20 protein-coding genes and 1 tRNA gene are annotated in these 21,473 nt (G+C 72.1%); 6 read left to right on the top strand and 15 right to left on the bottom strand.

Annotation, left to right across the window (positions count from 1 at the left end; genetic code table 11):
- Positions 1 to 16: 16 nt before the first annotated feature.
- The 6 genes from ETU37_RS23220 to metH all read right to left on the bottom strand — a co-directional run bounded on the left by ETU37_RS23220 (position 17) and on the right by metH (position 8,313).
- Positions 17 to 1,294: a sensor histidine kinase gene (locus ETU37_RS23220; protein ID WP_165372518.1), complete on the bottom strand. Its 1,278-nt coding sequence runs from the start codon at positions 1,292 to 1,294 to the stop codon at positions 17 to 19.
- Between the two features lie 90 nt (positions 1,295 to 1,384).
- Entirely contained in the window at positions 1,385 to 2,044 is a 660-nt protein-coding gene (locus ETU37_RS13340; protein WP_129987821.1) for a response regulator, read from the bottom strand.
- Positions 2,041 to 3,318, bottom strand: coding sequence for a sensor histidine kinase (locus tag ETU37_RS13335; RefSeq protein ID WP_129987820.1), 1,278 nt, complete (start codon positions 3,316 to 3,318; stop codon positions 2,041 to 2,043). The genes ETU37_RS13340 and ETU37_RS13335 overlap by 4 nt, the downstream gene beginning before the upstream one ends.
- An 88-nt stretch (positions 3,319 to 3,406) precedes the next feature.
- Positions 3,407 to 3,808, bottom strand: a complete 402-nt coding sequence (locus ETU37_RS13330; protein WP_129987819.1) for a hypothetical protein — start codon at positions 3,806 to 3,808, stop codon at positions 3,407 to 3,409.
- Positions 3,809 to 3,887: 79 nt separating this feature from the next.
- Positions 3,888 to 4,580, bottom strand: coding sequence for an HAD family hydrolase (locus ETU37_RS13325; protein ID WP_129987818.1), 693 nt, complete (start codon positions 4,578 to 4,580; stop codon positions 3,888 to 3,890).
- 7 nt (positions 4,581 to 4,587) lie between these two features.
- Positions 4,588 to 8,313, bottom strand: coding sequence for a methionine synthase (metH, locus tag ETU37_RS13320; protein WP_165372517.1), 3,726 nt, complete (start codon positions 8,311 to 8,313; stop codon positions 4,588 to 4,590).
- Positions 8,314 to 8,478: 165 nt separating this feature from the next.
- Here metH and ETU37_RS13315 point away from each other — a divergent pair, with 165 nt between their 5' ends.
- Entirely contained in the window at positions 8,479 to 9,330 is an 852-nt protein-coding gene (locus tag ETU37_RS13315) for a PAC2 family protein (protein ID WP_129987817.1), read from the top strand.
- A 93-nt stretch (positions 9,331 to 9,423) separates the two neighbouring features.
- On the opposite strand, the gene mshC is transcribed toward ETU37_RS13315, so the two are convergent.
- The 4 genes from mshC to ETU37_RS13295 are packed head-to-tail and all read right to left on the bottom strand — an operon-like array spanning position 9,424 to position 12,863.
- Positions 9,424 to 10,659 (bottom strand): cysteine--1-D-myo-inosityl 2-amino-2-deoxy-alpha-D-glucopyranoside ligase, encoded by a 1,236-nt coding sequence (gene mshC, locus ETU37_RS13310; RefSeq protein WP_129987816.1) that lies wholly within the window; start codon positions 10,657 to 10,659, stop codon positions 9,424 to 9,426.
- A 48-nt stretch (positions 10,660 to 10,707) separates the two neighbouring features.
- Entirely contained in the window at positions 10,708 to 11,511 is an 804-nt protein-coding gene (locus tag ETU37_RS13305; RefSeq protein WP_129987815.1) for an SCO1664 family protein, read from the bottom strand.
- Between the two features lie 10 nt (positions 11,512 to 11,521).
- Entirely contained in the window at positions 11,522 to 12,103 is a 582-nt protein-coding gene (locus ETU37_RS13300) for a DUF3090 domain-containing protein (protein WP_129987814.1), read from the bottom strand.
- Between the two features lie 10 nt (positions 12,104 to 12,113).
- Positions 12,114 to 12,863: a histidine phosphatase family protein gene (locus tag ETU37_RS13295; RefSeq protein ID WP_129987813.1), complete on the bottom strand. Its 750-nt coding sequence runs from the start codon at positions 12,861 to 12,863 to the stop codon at positions 12,114 to 12,116.
- 33 nt (positions 12,864 to 12,896) lie between these two features.
- On the opposite strand from ETU37_RS13295, the gene corA reads away from it, so the two are divergent.
- Positions 12,897 to 13,877, top strand: coding sequence for a magnesium/cobalt transporter CorA (gene corA / locus ETU37_RS13290; RefSeq protein ID WP_129987812.1), 981 nt, complete (start codon positions 12,897 to 12,899; stop codon positions 13,875 to 13,877).
- A gap of 12 nt (positions 13,878 to 13,889) precedes the next feature.
- Here corA and ETU37_RS13285 read toward each other — a convergent pair whose 3' ends face one another.
- The gene (locus ETU37_RS13285; protein ID WP_129987811.1) at positions 13,890 to 14,714 is read right to left on the bottom strand and encodes an undecaprenyl-diphosphate phosphatase; all 825 of its coding nucleotides are present in this window, start codon (positions 14,712 to 14,714) and stop codon (positions 13,890 to 13,892) included.
- 92 nt (positions 14,715 to 14,806) lie between these two features.
- Here ETU37_RS13285 and ETU37_RS13280 point away from each other — a divergent pair, with 92 nt between their 5' ends.
- Both ETU37_RS13280 and ETU37_RS13275 read left to right on the top strand, forming a co-directional pair.
- Positions 14,807 to 15,754: an aldo/keto reductase gene (locus tag ETU37_RS13280; protein ID WP_129987810.1), complete on the top strand. Its 948-nt coding sequence runs from the start codon at positions 14,807 to 14,809 to the stop codon at positions 15,752 to 15,754.
- Positions 15,755 to 15,802: 48 nt separating this feature from the next.
- Positions 15,803 to 16,045 (top strand): DUF5703 family protein, encoded by a 243-nt coding sequence (locus tag ETU37_RS13275; protein WP_129987809.1) that lies wholly within the window; start codon positions 15,803 to 15,805, stop codon positions 16,043 to 16,045.
- A 20-nt stretch (positions 16,046 to 16,065) separates the two neighbouring features.
- Here ETU37_RS13275 and ETU37_RS13270 read toward each other — a convergent pair whose 3' ends face one another.
- Positions 16,066 to 17,409 carry a M20/M25/M40 family metallo-hydrolase gene (locus ETU37_RS13270; RefSeq protein ID WP_129987808.1) on the bottom strand — a complete coding sequence of 448 codons (1,344 nt, stop codon included), beginning with the start codon at positions 17,407 to 17,409 and terminating at the stop codon, positions 16,066 to 16,068.
- A 124-nt stretch (positions 17,410 to 17,533) separates the two neighbouring features.
- Here ETU37_RS13270 and ETU37_RS13265 point away from each other — a divergent pair.
- Positions 17,534 to 17,621, top strand: a tRNA-Leu gene (locus ETU37_RS13265).
- Positions 17,622 to 17,684: 63 nt separating this feature from the next.
- Here the strand turns inward: ETU37_RS13265 and ETU37_RS13260 are convergent.
- The 3 genes from ETU37_RS13260 to ETU37_RS13250 are packed head-to-tail and all read right to left on the bottom strand — an operon-like array spanning position 17,685 to position 20,073.
- The gene (locus ETU37_RS13260; RefSeq protein ID WP_129987807.1) at positions 17,685 to 18,587 is read right to left on the bottom strand and encodes a hypothetical protein; all 903 of its coding nucleotides are present in this window, start codon (positions 18,585 to 18,587) and stop codon (positions 17,685 to 17,687) included.
- A 58-nt stretch (positions 18,588 to 18,645) separates the two neighbouring features.
- Positions 18,646 to 19,212, bottom strand: a complete 567-nt coding sequence (locus ETU37_RS13255; protein ID WP_129987806.1) for a hypothetical protein — start codon at positions 19,210 to 19,212, stop codon at positions 18,646 to 18,648.
- Between the two features lie 12 nt (positions 19,213 to 19,224).
- Positions 19,225 to 20,073: a CPBP family intramembrane glutamic endopeptidase gene (locus ETU37_RS13250; RefSeq protein WP_240755716.1), complete on the bottom strand. Its 849-nt coding sequence runs from the start codon at positions 20,071 to 20,073 to the stop codon at positions 19,225 to 19,227.
- Positions 20,074 to 20,877: 804 nt separating this feature from the next.
- Between ETU37_RS13250 and ETU37_RS13245 the strand changes: the two genes are divergently transcribed.
- Complete coding sequence (locus ETU37_RS13245) at positions 20,878 to 21,471, top strand: C40 family peptidase (RefSeq protein ID WP_129987805.1); 594 nt, start codon at positions 20,878 to 20,880, stop codon at positions 21,469 to 21,471.
- The last annotated feature ends 2 nt before the right edge of the window (positions 21,472 to 21,473 follow it).

Below are 21,473 nucleotides of genomic sequence, written 5' to 3'. Positions count from 1 at the left end.
GTCACGACGCAGCGCGTCAGGCGGTGGGCACCTGGAGGGTCAGCACGGTCCCGCGACCCGGGCCGGACGACACCGAGAGGCTGCCGCCCGCCTCGGCGGCGAGGTCCTCCAGGCCGCGCAGCCCGAACCGGTCCGCCTGCCGGAACGCTCCCGGCACGAAGCCCACCCCGTCGTCCACCACGCGCAGCTCCAGGGCCGAGCGCGAACGGTGCACGCTGACGGCGAGTGACGTGCTGCGGGCGTGCCGGAGGGCGTTGCGCACGCCCTCGCGGGCCACCCGCCAGACCAGCGCCACGGCGTCGTCGGAGGTCGTGCCGAGGTCGTCGACCTCGACCTTGACCACCAGCCCGGCGTCCGCGGCCGGGGCGACCAGGTCGTCGAGGGCGTCGCCGAGCCGGGACGCGTCGAGGTCCGGCGGGTAGATGTCGAGCACGAGCGAGCGCACCGACTCCGCGGTCGCGCGCAGCCGGTCGTCGACGTCCTGCAGCCTGCGGGCCGTCCGCGGCGGCGTGGTCAGGTCGACCGCCTCGGCGGCGACCGCGTCGGCGGCCTCGCGGATCCGGTGGCCGACGCCGTCGTGCAGGTCGCGGGCGATCCGGCGGCGCTCCTCCTCCGACGCGTCGACGGCGGCCCGGAGCAGCCTCTCGCGGGCATCGGACGCGCGGCCGAGCCGGCGGTTGAGGCCGATCAGCAGCGGGATGGTCAGCAGCCCGACGGCCAGCGCGCCACCGACGGTGATCGGCCGGAAGGCGTCGAGGACGACCGCGGTGGTCCGTTCGAGGTCCTGCTCGGAGTAGTAGACCTCGAAGAGCAGTGGCTCACCGAGGGCGTCGATCCTCGTGTAGACCTCCAGCAGTCCGTTGTCCTCGACCTCGTAGTGGTTCTCCGGTCGCCGCAGGTCGGAGAGCTCGCCCTCCGAACGGCCGCTGGCCAGCACCTCGCGGGCGCTCTCGCTCAGCGTGAACTCGTCTCCGATCAGCTCGGCCTGGTCGGACCAGACGATCTTGCCCGAGGAGTTCCAGATCTTGACCCGCTCGACGTTGTCGACCTTCAGGCGGTCGCCAATCTGGGCGCCGAACCATCGTGCGGAGCTGTGGCTGCCATAGGCCAGGCCAGGCGGGACGAGCGGTTCGGCGATGGCCTTGGCCATCAGCTCGGTCGTGGCGCGCGCGTCGGCGATGGCCTCCCGCTCGGCAGCCCGGTGACTGAGCGCGTCAGAGACGAACACGACCGCCGTCACGATGACGATCCCGGCGGCGAGGAACTGCGCCACCGGGTTCTTGAGCACGCGCACCACTCGCCTCCTCCCAGACGTGACGAGTGTGACGGCTGGGACGGGGTCTGCGGAGCAAAACGGGTAAAGACGCCTTACCGCCCATGCGCCCTACAGCCCGTGCCGCTCCGCCCACAGCGCCGCCTGGGTCCGGTCGGCCACGCCGAGGCGCTGGAAGACCGACGTCAGGTGCGCCTTGACCGTGCGCTCGGTGATGCCCAGGCGTCGGGCGATCTGCTTGTTGGCGAGCCCCTGCCGCACCAGACGCAGCACCTCGACCTCGCGCACGGTGAGGACGGACGCGTCCTCGGCCTCGGCGGGGGTCGGCCGGCGGGCGCTCAGCAGGGCGCGGGCGGCGCGGGGGTGCAGCGGAGACTCGCCGCGGGCGACGGCGCGGATGCCGGCGAGGACCTCGTCGGGTTCGGCGTCCTTGAGGAGGTACCCGACCGCGCCGGCGTCGAGGGCGGCGATGATCCGGTCGCCGTCGGAGTACGACGTCAGCACCAGGACCTGGGCCGGCAGCCCCTCGGCCCGGAGCGCGCGGGTCGCGGCGACCCCGTCGGTGCCCGGCATCTGCAGGTCCATCAGCACCACGTCGGGACCGGTCTCCCGGACGACCTCGAGAGCCTCCGCGCCGTCGCCGGCGGTGCCGACCACCTCGATGCCGTCGGTGCCGGAGAGCAGCTGCGCGAGGCCGGTGCGCACGACGGCGTGGTCGTCGACCAGCACGACCCGGATGGGGTGCCCGGACGGGGACGAACGACCGCTCATGCCAGCTCCATCCGGACGGTGGTGCCGGCACCCGGCCGGGAGCGAACCTCGACCCGGCCGCCGGCGTCGCGGACCAGGCTCTCGAGGCCGCGGAGGCCGAAGTGGCTGCCGTCGGCGTCCGCTCGCGCGACCGCCGCGGGGTCGAAGCCGCGGCCGTCGTCGACCACCTCCAGCACCGTGGCGGCGCCCTCCCGGTCGACGCGCACCCGGACGTGGGTGGCGTCGGCGTGCCGGAGGGCGTTGCGCACGGCCTCCTGCGCGACCCGCCAGACCAGGGCGGCACCCCGGTCGTCGAGCCCGGACAGGTCGCCGGTCTCGACCTCGCCGGTGACGTCGCGGGCGTCACCGCCGGCGACGAGGTCCTCCAGCGCGGCGTGCAGCCCGGACGTGGTGAGCTCGGGCGGGTGGATCTCGACGAGCAGCGACCGCAGCCCGCGCAGCGAGCCGCGGACGGAGCCGCCGAGCCGGGCGAGCTCCTCCGGCGGGGCTCCCCCGGCCTTGGCCGCGGCGGACAGCGAGAACGCCGTACCGGCGAGGTCCTGCACCACGGAGTCGTGCAGGTCGCGCGCGATCCGGCGCCGTTCGGCGTCGGAGGCGTCGACGGCGGCGCGGAGCAGGCGTTCCCGTTCGCGGGCGCCCCGGTCGAGGCGTCGGGTCAGAACCCAGAGCAGCGGTACGGCGGCGAGCACGAGCGCGGCGATCCCGCCGAGCGTGATGGGCCGGAACGCCGCGAACACGGCCGCCCGCCGGGCCTCGATGTCGGCGGCGGAGTAGTAGACCTCGAACAGCAGCGGCTTCCCCTCCGGCGACTCGATCCGGGTGTAGACCTCGAGCAGGCCACCGTGGCCCTGCTCGAACCGGTTCTCGGGCTTGGTCAGGTCGGACTCCTCGGCGTCGTCGCCCCCGCCGGTGAGCACCGCCCACTCGTCCTCGTCCAGCTCGAACTTCTGGCCGATGAGCCGGGTGGCGTCGGAGTACACGACCGTGCCGCCCTCGTCCCAGATCTTGATCCGCTGCACGTCGTCGACGAGCAGCCTGCGGAGGACGGCCCGGTCGAAGCGGTCGATCGCGGCGGCGTCGCCGTCGACGAGGCCGCGCGGAAGCTCCGGCTCGGCCACCGAGCGGGCGAGCAGTCGCGTGGTCGCGATGGCGTCGTCGATCGCCTCCTCCGACGCCGCGGACCCGCTCAGCCGGCCGGTGGCCACGAACACCACCACGACCACCACGGCGCCCGCGAGCAGGAACTGCGCGAGGGGTGACCTCAGGAGCCGCACCGGCTGCTGCCCTCCCCTCTCGAGCCCGTCGGGTGGCCGGGCAGCAGCCAGTATCGCGGCCCGGCCGCGCCGCGACCGGTGTTCCGGCTCAGAAGGTGACCGTGCCGCGGCAGACCTCGCCGCTGCCGACGTTGCGCGCACGGAACACGAAAGTGTCGGGCCCGCTCAGGTCGACGAGCACCCGGCGCACCTCGAACGACCCGCTGCGGCCGCCCGTCGTCGCGGTGCCCTTGGCGGACAGGCTGCCGTTGTGCCTGAGCCGCCAGCGCCAGGTCTGGCCGTTGTTGTTGCTGTCGATCTCGCCCTCGACCTCGATCCGGCCGTCCTCGGGGCTGGCCTTGACCTTCCAGTCGGTGCCGCCGCTGCAGCCGCCACGACGGATCACGTCGTCGTCGTTGGCCAGGGCCGGCCCGGCGACCAGCAGCGGCACGGTGACGGCCGCGGTGAGCGCGGTGGCGGCGATGCGAAGCGTGGAGCGGGTGTGCGACATGGGGTCCTCCGGTGTCCTCGTCCTGGTGGGAGCACCAGCGTCGCCCGGCCGCGCGGGCGCCCGCCATTGGACGGTGGTCCTACGACCTCCGGGCCCCCGACAGCCCGTCGACGCCGACCAGGGCGGGCAGGGTGCGCGCGGACAGGTCCGCGAGCGAGTCGACGAACACCCGCCGCTCCCCCTCGAGCACCGGGACGTGGTTGGGCACGACCAGCACGGTGCAGCCGGCCGACTCGGCCGAGCGGGTGCCGGTGTTGGAGTCCTCGATCGCGAGTGTCCGCGACGGCTCGACGCCCAGGATGGCTGCGGCCTTGAGGTACGGCTCCGGGTGCGGCTTGCCCTGCGAGACGGCGTCGCCGGTGACGACCACCTCGAAGGTGTCGTCGGGCAGGCCGGCCAGGATCGGGGCGACGAAGCGCCGGTAGGACATCGTGACGAGCGCGCACCGCACGCCGTGGGCGCGCAGGTCCGCCAGCAGCTCCAGGGCACCGGGCCGGAAGGGGACCTCCTCCTCGACCCGCCGTACGACGAGGTCGAGCAGCTCCTCGACGATGACCGACGGCTCGACGTCGATGCCGGATTGCTCACGGATGAACCGGCCGGAGTCGAGCAGGTCGAACCCGACGACCTGCATCGCGAGCTCGTGGCTCCAGGTGCCGCCGTACTTCTCGACGACCTCGTGCTCGGACTCGACCCAGTAGGGCTCGGTGTCGACCAGGGTTCCGTCCATGTCCCACAGCACGGCGTCCGGCAGCGGGGTGGGTGCGTTCACGGGCGGGTCAGTCCTCCGGTTCGTATCCGAGGTTGGGGGCCAGCCACCGCTCCGTCTCGGCGAGGCTCTGGCCCTTGCGGGCGGCGTACTCCTCGACCTGGTCCTTGCCGACCCGGCCGACGACGAAGTACTGCGACTGGGGGTGGCTGAAGTACCAGCCGCTGACCGACGCACCGGGCCACATCGCCATCGACTCGGTGAGCGCGATGCCGGTGGCCTCCTCGACGCCGAGCAGGTCCCACAGCTTCAGCTTCTCGGTGTGGTCCGGGCAGGACGGGTAGCCCGGCGCCGGCCGCACGCCCTGGTAGGACTCCTTGATGAGGTCCGCGTTGGCGAGGTCCTCGCCGGCGGCGTAGCCCCACAGCTCGGTGCGCACCCGCTCGTGCATCCGCTCGGCGAACGCCTCGGCGAGCCGGTCGGCCAGCGACTCCAGCAGGATCGCGGAGTAGTCGTCGAGCTGCTCCTTGAACTCCTTGACCTTCTCGCCGGAGCCGAGGCCGGCGGTGACCGCGAACGCGCCGACGTGGTCGGCCAGCCCGGAGTCCTTGGGCGCCACGAAGTCGCCGTTGGACCGGTTGGGCACGCCCTCGCGGTGCTGGCCCTGCTGCCGCAGGTTGACCAGGGTGGTGCGGACCTCGGAGCGCGTGTCGTCGGTGTAGACCTCGATGTCGTCGCCGACGGTGTTGGCCGGGAACAGGCCGACCGCGGCCCGTGCCTCCAGCCACCGCTCGGCGACCAGCCGGTCGAGCATCTCCTGCGCGTCGTCGTACAGCTTGCGGGCCGCCTCGCCGGTCGAGGGGTTGTTGAGGATGTCGGGGAACCGGCCCTTCATCTCCCAGGCGTTGAAGAAGGGCTGCCAGTCGATGTAGTCGCGGAGCTCGCTGAGGTCGTACTCGGTGAACACGTGCACGCCCGGCGCGCGCGGTGGCGGCGGCTGGTAGCCCTCCCACTCGACCGGGGTGCGGTTGGCCCGCGCCGCGTCGAGCGCGACGAGCGGCCGCTCCTGGTTCTTCGCCGCGTGCCGGGTCCGGATCGAGTCGAAGTCGGCGCGCACGTCGTCGAGCAGGCCCTGCCGCCGCTCGGCGGAGAGCAGCGTGGAGGCGATCGGCACCGACCGGCTGGCGTCCTTCACCCACACGACCGGGCCGTGGTACTTCGGGTCGACCTTGACCGCGGTGTGCGCGCGGGACGTGGTGGCGCCGCCGATCAGCAGGGGTACGTCGAAGCCCTGGCGCTCCATCTCGGTGGCGAGGTTCACCATCTCGTCGAGCGACGGCGTGATGAGCCCGGACAGGCCGATGATGTCGGCGTCGATCTCGCGGGCGGTGTCGAGGATCTTCTGTGCCGGCACCATCACGCCGAGGTCGACGACGTCGTAGTTGTTGCACTGGAGCACGACGCCGACGATGTTCTTGCCGATGTCGTGGACGTCGCCCTTGACCGTCGCCATGACGATCGTGCCCTTCTTCTCCACGGCGTCACCGGGCCGCTTCTCGGCCTCGATGAAGGGGATCAGGTAGGCGACCGCCTTCTTCATGACGCGGGCGCTCTTCACGACCTGGGGCAGGAACATCCTGCCGTCGCCGAACAGGTCGCCGACGACGTTCATGCCGTCCATCAGCGGACCCTCGATGACCTCGATCGGCCGGCCGCCGCGGGCGGCGATCTCCTGGCGCAGCTCCTCGGTGTCGGCCTCGGCGAACTCGTCGATGCCCTTCACCAGCGCGTGGGTGATGCGCTCCGCGACCGGCAGGCTGCGCCACTCCTCGTCGACGGCCTCCTGCTGGGCCCCGTCGCCGGCGTACTCCGGCGCGATCTCCAGCAGCCGCTCGGTGCTGTCCGGCCGGCGGTTGAGCACCACGTCCTCGATGCGCTCGCGCAGCCGCTCGTCGATCTCGTCGTAGACGACGAGGGCGCCGGCGTTGACGATGCCCATGTCCATGCCGGCCTTGATCGCGTGGTACAGGAAGACCGCGTGGATCGCCTCGCGCACGGGGTTGTTGCCGCGGAACGAGAACGACACGTTCGAGACGCCACCGGAGACCAGCGCGCCGGGCAGGTTCTGCTTGATCCAGCGGGTCGCCTCGATGTAGTCGACGCCGTACTCCGCGTGCTCCTCGATGCCGGTCGCGACCGCGAAGATGTTGGGGTCGAAGATGATGTCCTCGGGCGGGAAGCCGACCTGGTCGACGAGGATGTCGTAGGCGCGCTTGCAGATCGCCTTGCGACGCTCGAGGTTGTCGGCCTGACCGTCCTCGTCGAACGCCATCACCACGACCGCGGCGCCGTAGCGGCGGCACAGGCGGGCCTGCTCGACGAACTTCTCCTCGCCCTCCTTCATCGAGATCGAGTTGACGATCGCCTTGCCCTGCACGCAGCGCAGGCCGGCCTCGATCACCTCCCACTTGGAGGAGTCGATCATCAGCGGCACCCGCGAGATGTCGGGCTCGGACGCGATCAGCTTGACGAAGCGGTCCATCGCCGCGACGCCGTCGATCATGCCCTCGTCCATGTTGACGTCGATGACCTGCGCGCCGCTCTCCACCTGCTGGCGGGCGACCGAGAGGGCGGTCGCGTAGTCGCCCTCCTTGATCAGCCGGCGGAACCGCGCCGACCCGGTGATGTTCGTGCGCTCGCCGACGTTGACGAACAGCGACTCGTCGGTGACGTTGAGCGGCTCGAGACCGGAGAGCCGGAGCGCCGTCGCGCCCACGTCCTGGGTCGAGCGGGGCTCGACGCCCTTGGCCGCGGTCGCGATGGCCGCGATGTGGTCGGGCGTGGTGCCGCAGCAGCCGCCCATGATGTTCACGAGACCGTCGGCCGCGAACTGGCCGAGCACCTGGGCCATGTCGTCGGGTGTCTCGTCGTACTCGCCGAACGCGTTGGGCAGGCCGGCGTTGGGGTGGCACGACACGAAGCAGTCAGCCAGCCGCGAGAGCTCCTGGACGTACGGGCGCAGGTCACTCGCGCCGAGCGCGCAGTTGAGCCCGACCGCGACGGGGCGCACGTGGCGCACGGAGTTCCAGAACGCCTCGGTGGTCTGCCCCGACAGGGTGCGGCCGCTGGCGTCGGTGATCGTGCCGGAGATGATCACCGGCCAGCGCCGGCCACGCTCGTCGAACAGCGTCTCGAGCGCGAAGATCGCGGCCTTGGCGTTGAGGGTGTCGAAGATGGTCTCGACGAGCAGGATGTCGGCGCCGCCGTCGACGAGGCCGCGGGCCTCCTCGAGGTAGGACTCCACGAGCTCCTCGAACGACACGTTGCGCGCGCCGGGGTCGTTGACGTCGGGCGAGATCGACGCGGTCCGGTTCGTCGGCCCGATCGAGCCGGCGACGTACCGCGGCCGGTCGGGGGTGCTCGCCTCGTCGGCCGCGGTCCTGGCCAGCGCGGCCGCGGAGCGGTTGATCTCGTAGCAGTCGTCCTGCAGGCCGTAGTCGAGCTGGCTGATCGAGGACGCCGTGAACGTGTTGGTGCAGACGATGTCCGCACCCGCGGCGAGGTAGGTGCGGTGGATGTCGGAGATCACGTCCGGCCGGGTCACCGACAGGATGTCGGAGTCGCCCTTGAGGTCGTGGGCGTGCCCGGCGTACCGCTCCCCGCGGTAGTCGTCCTCGCCGAGCCCGTGGCTCTGGATCAGGGTGCCCATCGCGCCGTCCATCACCAGGATCCGCTCGCGCAGCACCGAGGTGAGCTCCTCGGTGGCGTCGGGCCGGACGGCGTCGGTGGGGGGCACGGGACTCCTCGAGACAGGGACAAGACGGTCAGTCAGCCTAGGCGCGCGCGTGCGGAGCGCCGGTGGACATACCGCAGGCTGATATCGCCGTCTCACATTCTGTCAGGTCGGGGAAGGTCGCCGGACCTCCCCCGCCCGCGGTGTGACCCGGTCTACGCTGATCGGGTGATCGAGATCGAAGAGGTGCCGGAGCTCCGCTCCCCCATCCTCGTCGCCGCGTTCGAGGGCTGGAACGACGCCGCGGACGCCGCCTCGTCGGTGATCGACCACCTCATGCGCGTCTGGAACGCCCGGGTGGTCGCCGCGATCGACCCCGAGGAGTTCTACGACTTCCAGATGAACCGTCCGGTCGTCGGCACCAACGAGGAGGGGCACCGCCGGATCACCTGGCCGTCGACCCAGCTGGCCGTCGCCTCGCCTCCCGGAGCCCTGCGCGACGTGATCCTGCTGCGCGGCATCGAGCCCAACATGCGCTGGCGGCAGTTCTGCGCCGAACTGCTGGCCGCTGCCGACGAGCTCGGCGCCGAGATCGTCGTGACGCTCGGCGCGCTGCTCGCCGACACGCCGCACACCCGCCCGATCCCCGTGACGGGTACGGCGACCGAGCCCGAGCTGATCGACAAGCTCAAGCTCGAGCAGTCCAACTACGAGGGCCCGACCGGCATCGTCGGGGTCTTCCAGGACGCGTGCACGCAGCTCGACATCCCGGCGGTGTCCTACTGGGCCGCCGTGCCCCACTACGTCGCGCAGCCGCCATGCCCCAAGGCGACGCTCGCCCTCGTCGGGCAGCTCGAGGACCTGCTGGAGATCAGCATCCCGCTCGGCGACCTCCCCGAGGAGTCCCGCGCGTGGGAGCGCGGGGTCGACGAGCTCGCCGAGGAGGACGAGGAGATCGGCGACTACGTCCGCGCGCTCGAGGAGACCCGCGACACCGCGGAGCTGCCCGAGGCGAGCGGCGAGGCGATCGCGCGGGAGTTCGAGCGCTACCTCAAGCGGCGCGACTCCGGCAACGACTGACCGCCCGCTTCAGCACACCACTTGTAACGCGGGGTTATGGACGCTCCACAAGCGGCATATGCCTTGTGAAGCGTCCATAACCCCGCGTTACAGCTAGAGCAGGAGACCCAGCGAGGCGTCGGCAAGACGCCGTACGACGTCGCCGGCGCCGTCCTCGGAACGGTCTCCCTCACGGGTCGCCCAGGCCCAGTCCCGCAGGGCGGTGACGGCCGTGGGCGCGTCGAGGTCGGACGCCAGGGCGGCGTGCACCTTCTCGACGACCGGGGCGGTCGGGGCACCGGCTCCGGCGGCCACCGCCTCCCGCAGCGTGGCGAGCAGGTCCTCGGCCGACGACAGGTCGGCGTCGGTCCACTCCCAGTCGCCGCGGTAGTGGTGCCGCAGCAGCGCGAGGCGGATGGCCATCGGGTCGACGCCGGCCTCACGGAGCTTGGAGACGAGGACCAGGTTGCCCTTGGACTTCGACATCTTCTCGCCGTCGTAGCCGACCATCCCGACGTGGGCGTAGGCCTGCGCGAAGGTGAGGCCGGTGAACGCCGCCTGCGCCTCGGACGCGCTCATCTCGTGGTGCGGGAAGATCAGGTCGCTGCCCCCGCCCTGCACGTCGAACGCCTCGCCGAGGTTGGTCAGCGCGATCGCGCTGCACTCGACGTGCCAGCCGGGCCGGCCGCGGCCGAGGTCGGTGTCCCATGCGGGCTCGCCGGGGCGCTCGGCCTGCCACAGCAGGCAGTCGAGCGGGTGCTTCTTGCCGGGACGGTCCGGGTCGCCGCCGCGCTCGCCAAACAGCGCGACCATGCGCTCCTCGTCGAGCCCCGAGACCTGGCCGAACCGCGGGTCGGAGTGCACGGCGAAGTAGAGGTCGCCGTCGACGTCGTAGACGAAGCCACGGTCGCGCAGCTGCTGAACCAGCTCGACGACGAGCGGGATCGACTCCACCGCCCCGACGTACTCCGCCGGCGGCAGCACCCGGAGCGCAGCCATGTCGGCGCGGAACAGCTCCGTCTCGCGCTCGGCCAGCTCGACCCAGTCGACGCCGGTCGCGTCGGCCCGCTCCAGCAGCGGGTCGTCGACGTCGGTGACGTTCTGGACGTAGCGGACGTCGAGGCCCGCGGCGCGCCAAGCGCGGTTGAGCAGGTCGAAGGCGACGTACGTCGCGGCGTGCCCGAGGTGCGTGGCGTCGTACGGCGTGATGCCGCAGACGTACATGCGCGCGGTGCCGCCGGCGGGGTCGGTCGTGGCGAGCGCACCGGTGGCGGTGTCGTGGATCCGGACGGACGGCGCCGGCGGGAGGCCGGCGGGGTCAGGCAGGTCCGGACTGCTCCACGCACGCATGTCGGGAAGCGTAACCAACGCCTTCGCCCGACTCCGGAGCCCGTCCGGTCAGAACGCCGGCCAGGGGATCGCGGGCCAGTCCCCCGACGGCAGCGGCATCCGGCCGAATGCCAGCAGCCACTCGCAGCGCCCGATGAAGGCGTCGACCTCGTGGCCGGCGAGCAGGTCGACCAGCCGGGTGCGCAGCGGGCTGCCCGCGGTCCCTGCGGCGTCGAGCACGCGGCGCACGCCGTCGGCGTCCTCGTCGCGCAGCGGCTGCTCGGCCCAGCCCCACAGCACGGTGCGGAGCTTGTCGTCGACGTGGAAGCTCACACCGTGGTCGACGCCGTAGCGGTGGCCGTCGGGCATCGCGAGCACGTGGCCGCCCTTGCGGTCGGCGTTGTTGACCAGCACGTCGAAGACCGCCATCCGCCGTAGCGCGGCGGAGTCCTCGTGCACCAGCGAGATCGGCCGGTCGCGCTGGTCGAAGGCGTCCAGCACGTGCAGGAAGCCCTCGGGGCAGGTGCCGGCCGGGACCAGGTCGACCGCGTCCTGCGAGCCATCGGTCTCGCACCACGCCTGGACCATCCCGACACCGGCCGGACCGTCGCGCAGCACCGTGGGCGGGACGACGTCCCAGCCCAGCGCCTCGGAGACGGCGTACGCCGCCACCTCGCGGCGGGCCAGCGTCCCGTCGGGGAAGTCCCACAGCGGCCGCTCCCCCGACACCGGCTTGTAGACGCACGGCACCGGTCCGGTCGAGGCCATCACCCGGCCGAAGAAGGTGGCGTTCGACGCCGGCATGATCCGGCCCTCGATCGCGACCTCGCCGTCGAGCAGGGCGACGGTGCCGGTGTCCGGTGAGGTGTCCATGCGGGCTGGGTCAGTCGGGCGTCGTACGACGGAAGCCGTTGGCGCGCGGGCACAGGTGCCCCGCCGGGTCGACGGGCCCGCCGCAGAACGGGCAGGACGGCCGGCCGGCGCCGACGACGGCCTGCGCGCGCTTGCAGAACGCGCGGGCCATCCCCGCGGGCATCCGCACGACGAGGATCTCGTCGGGCTCCGGCTCCTCGATCTCCTCCTCGGGCGTGCCGGGCTCGACCACCGACTCCTCGGTGAACGGGAACACCTCGACCACGATCCGCTCGTCGTCGGAGTCCCAGGACAGCGTCATCGTGCCCGCGCGGAACTCCTCGTCGATCGGCTGCTCCAGCGGGGCGTTGTCCTCCAGCGCGACCGGCGAGACGGCCGGGATGGTGGCGCTGCCCTCGTCGGCGCGGATCAGCTCGTCGAGCAGCTCGTCGATGCGCTCGGCCAGCACCTGCACCTGCTGCTTCTCCAGCGCCACGCTCGTGACGCGGGCACCGGTGCGCGCCTGCAGGAAGAAGGTGCGCTGGCCGGGCGGGCCGACCGTGCCGGCCACGAACCGCTCCGGCGGGTCGAAGCTGTGGATCACCGATGCCATGGCGCCGAGCCTATGCCCGCCGCCCAGTGGCCCCGGCGCCCCGCCCGGGCACCGAGCCGGCGCCCGCCCCGCCGCCGACGGCCGCGTCGCTGCTGACCTTGCGCCGGCGCGCCTTCCTTGCCGGAGGCTTCAGGTGCGACAGGTCGCCCTCGGTGGAGTTCATGGCGACGACGAACGGCCGCAGGGGCGTGTAGCGCACCACCGACAGCGACGCCGGGTCCACGACGAGCCGCTGGAACCCGTCGAGGTGCATGCCGAGCGCGTCGGCCAGGATCGCCTTGATGACGTCGGCGTGGCTGACCGCGACCCACACGGCGTCGGGGCCGTGCTCCTCGGTGACCTTCGCGTCCCAGCGTCGTACGGCGGAGACGGCGCGGGCCGCCATGCCGGCCATCGACTCGCCCTCGGGGAAGACCGCGGCGCTCGGGTGCGCCTGCACCGTCCGCCAGAGCTCCTCCTTGGCCAGCGTCTTGAGCTCGCGACCGGTCCACGCGCCGTAGTCGCACTCGAGCAGGCCCTTCTCGGCGACCGGCCTCAGCGCCGGCTGCTGCGCGGCCGCGATCGCCTTGGCCGTCTCACGGGTGCGCTCGAGCGGGCTGGTCACCACGGCGGCGACCGTCAGCACCGCGAGCCGCTCCCCGGCCGCGCGGGCCTGCTCGGCGCCGAGGTCGTCGAGGTGCACCCCGGCGCTCCGCCCGGCCAGCACGCCGCCGGTGTTGGCGGTGGTGCGGCCGTGTCGCGCCAGGATCACAGTTGCCATGGCGACGAGGCTACTGGGCCTAGGGTCGGGAGCATGATCGTCGACAGCGCGCTCTACCGCGACGGTGTCCGCATCCCCCTGTCCTGCGACAAGGCGGACCTGCACGAGGTGCGGGCCGCGACGACGGGGCCGCACGACTTCGTCTGGGTGGGCATGCACGAACCGTCCGGCGACGAGCTCGAGCAGGTGGCCGCGGCCTTCTCGCTGCACCCGCTCGCCGTCGAGGACGCGCTGCACGCGCACCAGCGGCCCAAGCTCGAGCGCTACGACGACGGCATCTTCCTGGTCCTCAAGACGCTCTGGTACGTCGACGAGGAGGACGCCGTCGAGACCGGCGAGATCAACGTGTTCGTCGGCCGCGACTTCGTGATCAGCGTCCGGCACGGCGAGGGCACCGCGCTGGACACCACCCGGCTCCAACTGGAGGCGCGCGAGGGGGTGCTGGGGCACGGTCCGTCGGCGGTCGTCTACGCGATCGTCGACCATGTCGTCGACACCTACGAGGAGGTCGCCACCCAGCTCGAGATCGACGTCGACGAGGTCGAGGCCTCGGTGTTCTCGCCGCAGCGCACCCAGGACTCCCGACGGATCTACATCCTCAAGCGCGAGCTCGCGGAGGTACGGCGGGCCGTCAACCCGCTCAGGGAGCCGATGAAGCGCTTCGCAACCGGCTCGGTCCCGGCGGTGAGCCAGGAGGCCGCGCCGTTCTTCCGGGACGTGGCCGACCACCTGGTGCGGGTGTCGGAGTCGGTGGAGACGCTCGACTCGCTGCTGTCGACGGCGTTCGACGCGCACCTCGCCCGGATCAGCGTCGAGCAGAACGAGGACATGCGGAAGATCTCCGCCTGGGTCGCGATCGCCGCGGTCGGCACGCTGGTCGCCGGCATCTACGGCATGAACTTCGTGCACATGCCCGAGCTGCACTGGCGGTTCGGCTACGGCTACGCGCTGGCGCTGATGATCGTCGCGTCGGTCGTGCTGTACCGGATGTTCAAGAAGTCCGGCTGGCTCTAGCGCGCGCGGCGGTCAGGCGGCCAGGACGCCGGCGGACAGCAGCAGCAGAGTGCCGCCGCCGAGCAGGATCCGGTAGATGACGAACGGCAGGTACGACCGCGTGCTGACGTAGCGGAGCAGCCACGCGATGGCGGCGTACCCGACCACGAAGGACACGATCGTCGCCACCAGCGTCGGCCAGGGGCCGTAGGCGTTGTCCCCGTGCGGGATCTCCGGGAGCTCGAAGAGCCCGGCGCCGACGACGGCGGGGATAGCCAGCAGGAACGCGAACCGGGTGGCCGCCTCCCGGTCGTAGCCGAGGAACCGGCCCATGCTGATCGTCGCGCCCGAGCGCGAGACGCCCGGCACCAGCGCTGCGGCCTGGGCGAGGCCCATGAGGACCGAGTGCCTGAGCGTCATCCGCTCGATGGTGCGGTCGGTGCGGCCGACGCGGTCGGCGATGCCGAGGATGATGCCGAGCACGATCAGGGTGGTGCCGATCACCCACAGGTTGCGGAAGTGCGTCTCGATGTAGTCCTTGAGGATCACGCCGAGGACCACGATCGGCAGCGAGCCGATGATGATGAACCAGCCCATCCGGCTGTCGAGCTCGCCGCGCAGCTCCGGCTTGTACAGCGACCGCACCCAGGACGAGCCGATCCGCCAGATGTCCTTGCGGAAGTACAGGAGCACCGCGATCTCGGTGCCGATCTGGATCACGGCGGTGAACGCGGCGCCGGGGTCGCCCCAGCCGAACAGCTCCGGGAAGATCCGCAGGTGGGCGGAGCTGGAGATCGGCAGGAACTCCGTGAGGCCCTGGAGCAGACCGAGGAAGACGGCTTTGAGGAAGTCGGCCACGGCCCACACCCTAGATCCCGCCGCGTGCCGACCCGTGGCACCCCCGGCGAGGCGGCGGCCGGGCGCGGCGGACGCCAAATAGAGTTCTGCCCATGCAGCAGCGCTTCCTGGGCAACACCGGCCTCCAGGTCTCCCGGATGGGCCTCGGCACGCTCACGTGGGGGCGCGACACCGACGAGCACGAGGCCCGCGACCAGCTCGTGGCGTTCGTCGACGCCGGCGGCAACCTGCTGGACACGGCTGCCGGGTACGGCGACGGCGCCGCGGAGGAGCTGATCGGCGCGCTCGTCGGTGACGTCGTGCGACGCGACGACGTGGTGATCGCCACCAAGGCCGGCATCGGCCGCGCCCGCGGCGAGCGCCGCACCGACACCTCACGCCGGGCCCTGGTCGCCACGCTCGACGCGTCGCTGCGCCGGCTCGGGGTCGACCACATCGACCTGTGGCAGGTGCACGCCTGGTCCGACGACACCCCGCTGGAGGAGACGCTGTCGGCGCTGGACTACGCGGTCTCGACGGGACGGGCGGCGTACGTCGGCATCTCCAACTACACCGGCTGGCAGAGCGCGCAGGCCGCGACCTGGCAGCGGGCGGTGCCCGGGCGGGCGCAGCTGGCCTCGCACCAGGTGGAGTACTCCCTGCTCAACCGCCGGGCCGAGCAGGACGTGCTGCCCGCGGCTCGGGCGATGGGGCTGGGCCTGCTGCCCTGGTCGCCGCTGGGCCGGGGCGTGCTGACCGGGAAGTACCGGACCGGCACCCCCGCCGACTCCCGCGCCGCCTCCCCGCACTTCCAGGGGTTCGTCGCCGGCTACCTCGGCGACCGCAGCAAGCGCATCGTCGAGGCCGTCGCCCGCGCCGCCGACGGCCTGGAGTGGACCCCGCTCGAGGTCGCCCTGGCGTGGGTGCGCGACCGCCCCGGGGTGGTCGCGCCGATCGTCGGCGCCCGCACGGCCGCCCAGCTGAAGGGGTCGCTGACCGCCGAGCAGTGCACGCTGCCCGACGAGCTCGTGGCAGCCCTCGACGACGTGTCGTCCGACTGACGGGCGATTCGCGGACAGGGCTGGGGCCGACGTGCCACGATGAAGGGCATGTCCCACTCGGCGCTCCACACCACCGCCCAGCGGCGGGCCACCGGTCCCGGTGTGGAGTACGAGTTCGAGCGGCTGACCATCCCCCGCGACTTCTCGCGCAGCTTCGTCACCAGGCTGCTGGTCGAGCGCGCCGAGCACGGCGGCTGGGTCCTCGACCGGGTGCGCATCGGCCACGACGGCACCCGCCGGGTCGTGCTGAAGCGCAAGATCATCCGCCAGCGCCGGACGACGCTGGTCTGACCCCCCGGCTCGGACCCGGCTCAGACCTGGTCGAGGAACCGGTCGAGCACCCGCGCGCCGAACTCCAGCGCGTCGGTCGGCACCCGCTCGTCGACGCCGTGGAACAGCGCGGTGAAGTCGAGGTCGGCCGGCAGCCGCAGCGGGCTGAACCCGAAGCAGCGGATCCCGAGCTTGTCCCAGTGCTTGGCGTCGGTGCCGCCGGACATGAGGTACGGCGCGACCGTGGCGCCGGGGTCCTCGGCGAGGATCGACGCGGTCATCGCATCGACCAGGTCGCCGTCGAACGTCGTCTCCAGGCCGGACTGCTTGCTGACGAAGTCGATGTCGATCCCGTCGCCGACGAGCTCCTGCAGGGTGGCGAAGAACTCGTCCTCGTGGCCGGGCAGGAAGCGGCCGTCGACGTGGGCGGTCGCCTCGCCGGGCACGACGTTCACCTTGTAGCCGGCGCCGAGCATCGTCGGGTTGGTCGTGTTGCGGATCACCGCGCCGAGCATCCGCGCGGCCGAGCCGAACTCCTCGACGAGCACCTCGGCGTTCTCCGGCGTCGCCTCGGTGCCGGCCACGTCGCCGACCGCCGCGAGCAGCACCTGCATCGACGGGGTCAGCCGCACCGGCCACTCGTGGGTGCCGATCCGGCCGACGGCCTGGGCCAGGCGGGTCACCGCGTTGTCCGGGTGCCGCATCGAGCCGTGGCCGGCGTTGCCGGTCGCGGTGAGCCTCATCCAGGCCATGCCCTTCTCGGCCGCCTCCACGAGGTAGAACCGCCGGCCACGGATGGTGGTGCTGAACCCGCCGACCTCGCCGATCGCTTCGCGGCACCCCTCGAGCAGGTCGGGACGCTGCAGGACGACCTGCTCGGCGCCGTCGTGGCCGCCGGCCTCCTCGTCGGCGGTGAAGCAGAGCACCGTCGGGCGGTCGGGCTCGCGGCCGGCCCGGGCGCGGGCGCGCACCAGGCTGAGCAGCATGGCGTCGAAGTCCTTCATGTCCACCGCGCCCCGGCCCCACAGGTAGCCGTCCTGGATCTCGCCGCTGAACGGGTGCACCTGCCAGTCGTCGGCCTCCGCCGGTACGACGTCGAGGTGGCCGTGCAGGAGCAGCGGGTCCTGCCGCCCGTTCGCCGTACCGCCCCAGCGGGCGATGACGTTGGTGCGCCCCGGCTTGCCCTCGAACAGCTCGGCCTCGATCCCGACCTCTTCGAGGAGCGCCGCGACGTGCTCGGCCGCCTTGCGCTCCCCCGGCCCGGATCCGTCACCGAAGTTGGTGGTGTCGATCCGGATCAGGTCGCGGCAGATGTCGACGACCTCTGCGGCCGGGTCGTACCCGCGTGCGTCCGTACCGGTGTCCGTGCCGTCGTGGGTGCTCATCTCCCCATCCTGGCACTTGCCCGACAGGGGCGCCCGATGCGAGGTTCCGGGGCTTCCTTTGCTACAGTTACCGCCGCGCTCGACGCCGTGCCCGGCACGTCGCAGGGCGCGAAACATCACCTTTGTCCGGGTGGCGGAATAGGCAGACGCGCTAGCTTGAGGTGCTAGTCCTCGTATAGAGGGTGGGGGTTCAAGTCCCCCCTCGGACACCACATCGTGGGACTCGTCCCACGCCCCGGCGGGCGGGATCCCCGTCGGGGAGCGGGACCAGACGGTCAGGGCCGGCGTCCCCGCCGCCACCATCCCGCACCGCCGGATGCACCGGACGCCCCGGAGGCTCCGCGTGGACCGGAAGTCTCGCCCGCGAGTCGCGTCCTCTTCTCGTCCTCAACGGTCGCGTCCCGCGTGCCGCCCAGGAGGAGGGCCGTCGCAGCCAGGTAGAGCAGCACGATGATCGGCTCTGCCCCGTCGGTCCCGACCGCACCGGGCACGTCCTCGGCGACCTGGATCGGCATGGCCACCAGGTAGCTGACCTGGTGCAGGATGCCGGGCAGCAGCGCCAGGCAGGCGAGGATGTAGCCCCACGCCAGGCGCCTCCACAGCAGGACCGCGGCGGCAGCGTACAACGGCACCAGCAGCGCCAGGTCCAACGCCATGCCCAGGTGGACGACGAGGCCGGTCTCGACCAGCTGGCTGCCGACCGGCACCACGTTGGTCACGGCGTTGTCCACCGCCCAGTAGACCCACATGCCACCGAGGGCCGCGGCGAGCAGCGCGAGGATGGCCGCGGCCGCGCGCCGGTGTTTCTGTGATCCGGAGCGACCCGCCAACGCCGCGCCGTCCACTCCGGTCAGCGTGAGCACGAGCAGCCAGAACGCCGCGCCGAAGACTGCTGTGTGGAGAAGGAAGAGGTCGTTGAACCCGGTGCCGAACAGGTAGTAGGCGTAGGTGTAGACGACGTAGGCAGCCAGCCCGGCGACGTTCAACCGGGAGCGCATCGAACCGCGCCGTGCTCCGACCGTTGCCAGCGCGAGGGCCGGGACCACAAGCGCCAGGCTCACCAGGTCGTACGCGCGCAGCATGGCCGACGTGGACTCGGCGCCGGCGTAGACGCCGTCGACAAGAACGCCCATCAGCGAGGCAACAAGCACGAGCACCGCCAGCGACCACGCCAGCACCTGTATGAGCGGGCTCAGGCCTCGAGCGGCACGCCCCGGGTTGGTACGCGGACGCGGGTCACGCGTGTCGATCGACATGACCGGTCCTTCCCGGGAGCGGCAGCGGTCCGTCGTCGGCCACCAGCTCGGTCGGCCCGGGCAACCCCTGCTCGGGACGCGGGCGCGCGAGCTCTGCTTCCGCGGCACAGCGTTCGGCGCGCAGGAGCAGGCCGAGCGTGACCAGCATGAACGGGGCCCACACCCACAGCACCCCGCCGAACGCGAGCTGTCCGACGTGGAACGCCATCAAGGACACCAGGCCGAGCTGGGTCATCCGTCCCCCGGCCAGGACGAGCAAGCCCGCCGTCGCCTCCGCGACGATCAGCACCGTGATGAAGAACCCCTGGTGGGGCACCACCAGCGACTCCCAGGTGTCCCGGACGAACGCGAACGGCGACGCGTCGGCGAAGGAGGCGTACGCGTCCGTGCCCACCGTCACGTAGATCGCGTTCACGGCCGCGCCGAACGCGATGAAGAGGACACCCACTGCCCAGCGACCGACCAGCCTGGCGCGCTGGCTGTCGCCGGCGCGCAGCGCCGCAACGAAGGCGACACCACCCAGCACGAGCCACATGATCTTCTCCATGACGCGCTCCTCTCAGGGCGTCCTCGTCCCGGTGATGGGATCGATCGTGGGCGGCGCCTCGGCCTGCGGCACAGGAGCGCCGAGGCGGCCCCTGGTGAGCACCAGCACGGCGCCGGCGGCCAGGAGGTAGGTGCCGAGGATGACCGCATCGACGGTCATCGAGTCAGGGGTCAGCAGCAGGCCGTCCTGGGCTGCGGTGAAGCTGCCGTGCAGGAGGACGCACATCAAGACGCTGCCCGTGCGGTTGAAGAGCCAGGTGTAGAAGAACGCCAGCACCAGGGGTACGACGAAGCCGGCCGGCCCGTAGAGGGGGACGTGCCACACACCCCAGGCGAGTCCGAGGAGCGTCGTGGCCACGAACGGCGTGTGCCGCTCCTGCAGACGGGGCAGCGCGTATCCGCGCCACCCGGGTTCCTCCAGCCCGCCGAGCAACGCGGCGGTGAGCACCAGGTTGACCAGATAGCCGGGAACCCGGGCGGGCAGGAGCGACCAGTTCACGTCCGCTCCGAGCGCCTGCATGGTGAGGTTCACGACTCCGTAGACGGCCGCAGGGAGCAGGAGCGCGTAGGCGTAGAAGCGCGGTCGAACCCGCCACGCCAGGAGTCCACGGAGCCAAGGGCGCAGCGGTCGCCCCGTCAGGCGGAGAGTCACGGCTGCGGCTCCGGCCGGGCCGAACCCGCCGAGCACCACCAGCGCGAACGACCCCGTCGCGTGGGCGAGGACCCACACCGGCCACGACAACAGGTAGGCGAGGAGGACGTACCCGAGCACCGGATGGGCCGTGAGCCAGCGTCCCGTGCGGGCCGCAAGGACGTTCGTCCGCGCGCGTTCGGAGGAGTCGGTGGTCGGGCCGGGCATCATCGCGCATCACCTTCAGGACCCAGTCCACCGCAGCGCGGGGCCGCTCGGCAGGGCGCAAGGTCACCGGATGACATGCCCCTCGGCCCTCGAGGTGTTCCCGCCTTGTCGTCTGACTGCCGGATCGCGCGAGCGGAGGGCGCGGGATCGTGACGAGGTGTCCGCATCAGATCTCCGGCGGCGCTGAAGGGGCCCGTCCGGGTTCACAGGTGGGCAGCCAGCCACCTGTCCAGGTCGGGGTCCGCCATCGCGCACGGTCTCGCCCCGGCGAGGCCTTCCGTGACGGATGCCTCGATCAGAGCGTCCCGATAGTCGTCGTCGATGCTGTTGTTCCCCGGGCGGGTCGCTCGTCACGCTTGGGACTCCACCCGCGTCCGGAATCGGGCGCGACGGTTGACCCGGACGACACCATCGAGAACCCCACTCCCGAGTCTCTCGGAGGTGGGGTTCGCTCGTGCACGACGTCGTGGCGGCACCAGGACGAGACGCGCAAGTCCCCGTTCACGTGGTCCAGACGGCGTTTGGGATCCCGGCCGGCTGTCCACACCCTAGGAGCACGAGGCGTCCACCGTTCAGGTTGGCGCCCGTCCGGACCGCGCCGAAGCTCGTCACGTCGCCGGATGTTCCACGAGATCCTCGTGGTGGTGACGAGCGCGGGAGACCCGGCAGCACGTCGTCAGCACCTCCTCACGGTGGCCGGCGGCTCGGGGTGAAGCACGACCGGACCGGCACGGTCCGGTCGGCCGAGGCACGGCGCCTCGAATCCGACAGGTCATCTCTCGTAGGCGTGCGCCGGAAACATCACTCATGCCCATCACCCCTGCCCGCCCGCGGGCCGTCCGATCCGTCCTGCTCACCATCGCCACGGCCGTCGCCGTGGCCGTCACCGGTCTGAGCGCCGCGCCGTCCATCGCCGACGAGCCCGCCTCCACCCGGGCGAGCCACAGCGACTCCCGGGCCGGCACCGACTCGCACCACCGCAAGCACTACCACAAGCACCACCACAAGCAGCACCGTGCGAAGCGTCACCACCGCGCCAAGCACGCCGGAGGCGCCGCGATCCGCGCCTTCCGCGTCGCCGCCGCCCAGAAGGGCGACCCGTACCGCTACGGCGCCGCCGGGCCGAACGCCTTCGACTGCTCGGGCCTGACGTCGTACGCCTTCCGCCGCGCCGGCGTACCGATCCCGCGTACCTCGTCCGCCCAGCGCGGCGCCACCCGGCCCATCCCGGCGCGGGCCGCCCGCCCCGGCGACCTGGTCTTCTTCCAGAGCGGCGGAAGCGTCTACCACGTCGGGTTCTACGCGGGGCACCACCAGGTCCTGCACTCGCCGTACTCCGGCACCCGGGTCCGCAAGGAGCGGATCTGGACCTCGGCGGTCTCCTACGGTCGGGTCCGGTAGCC

Origin of the sequence: Nocardioides iriomotensis (assembly GCF_004168035.1) — a bacterium.
Classification (GTDB): Bacteria; Actinomycetota; Actinomycetes; order Propionibacteriales; family Nocardioidaceae; genus Nocardioides_B; species Nocardioides_B iriomotensis.
Note: the sequence above shows the minus strand (reverse complement) of the source record. Positions and strands in the feature narration are given on the sequence as shown.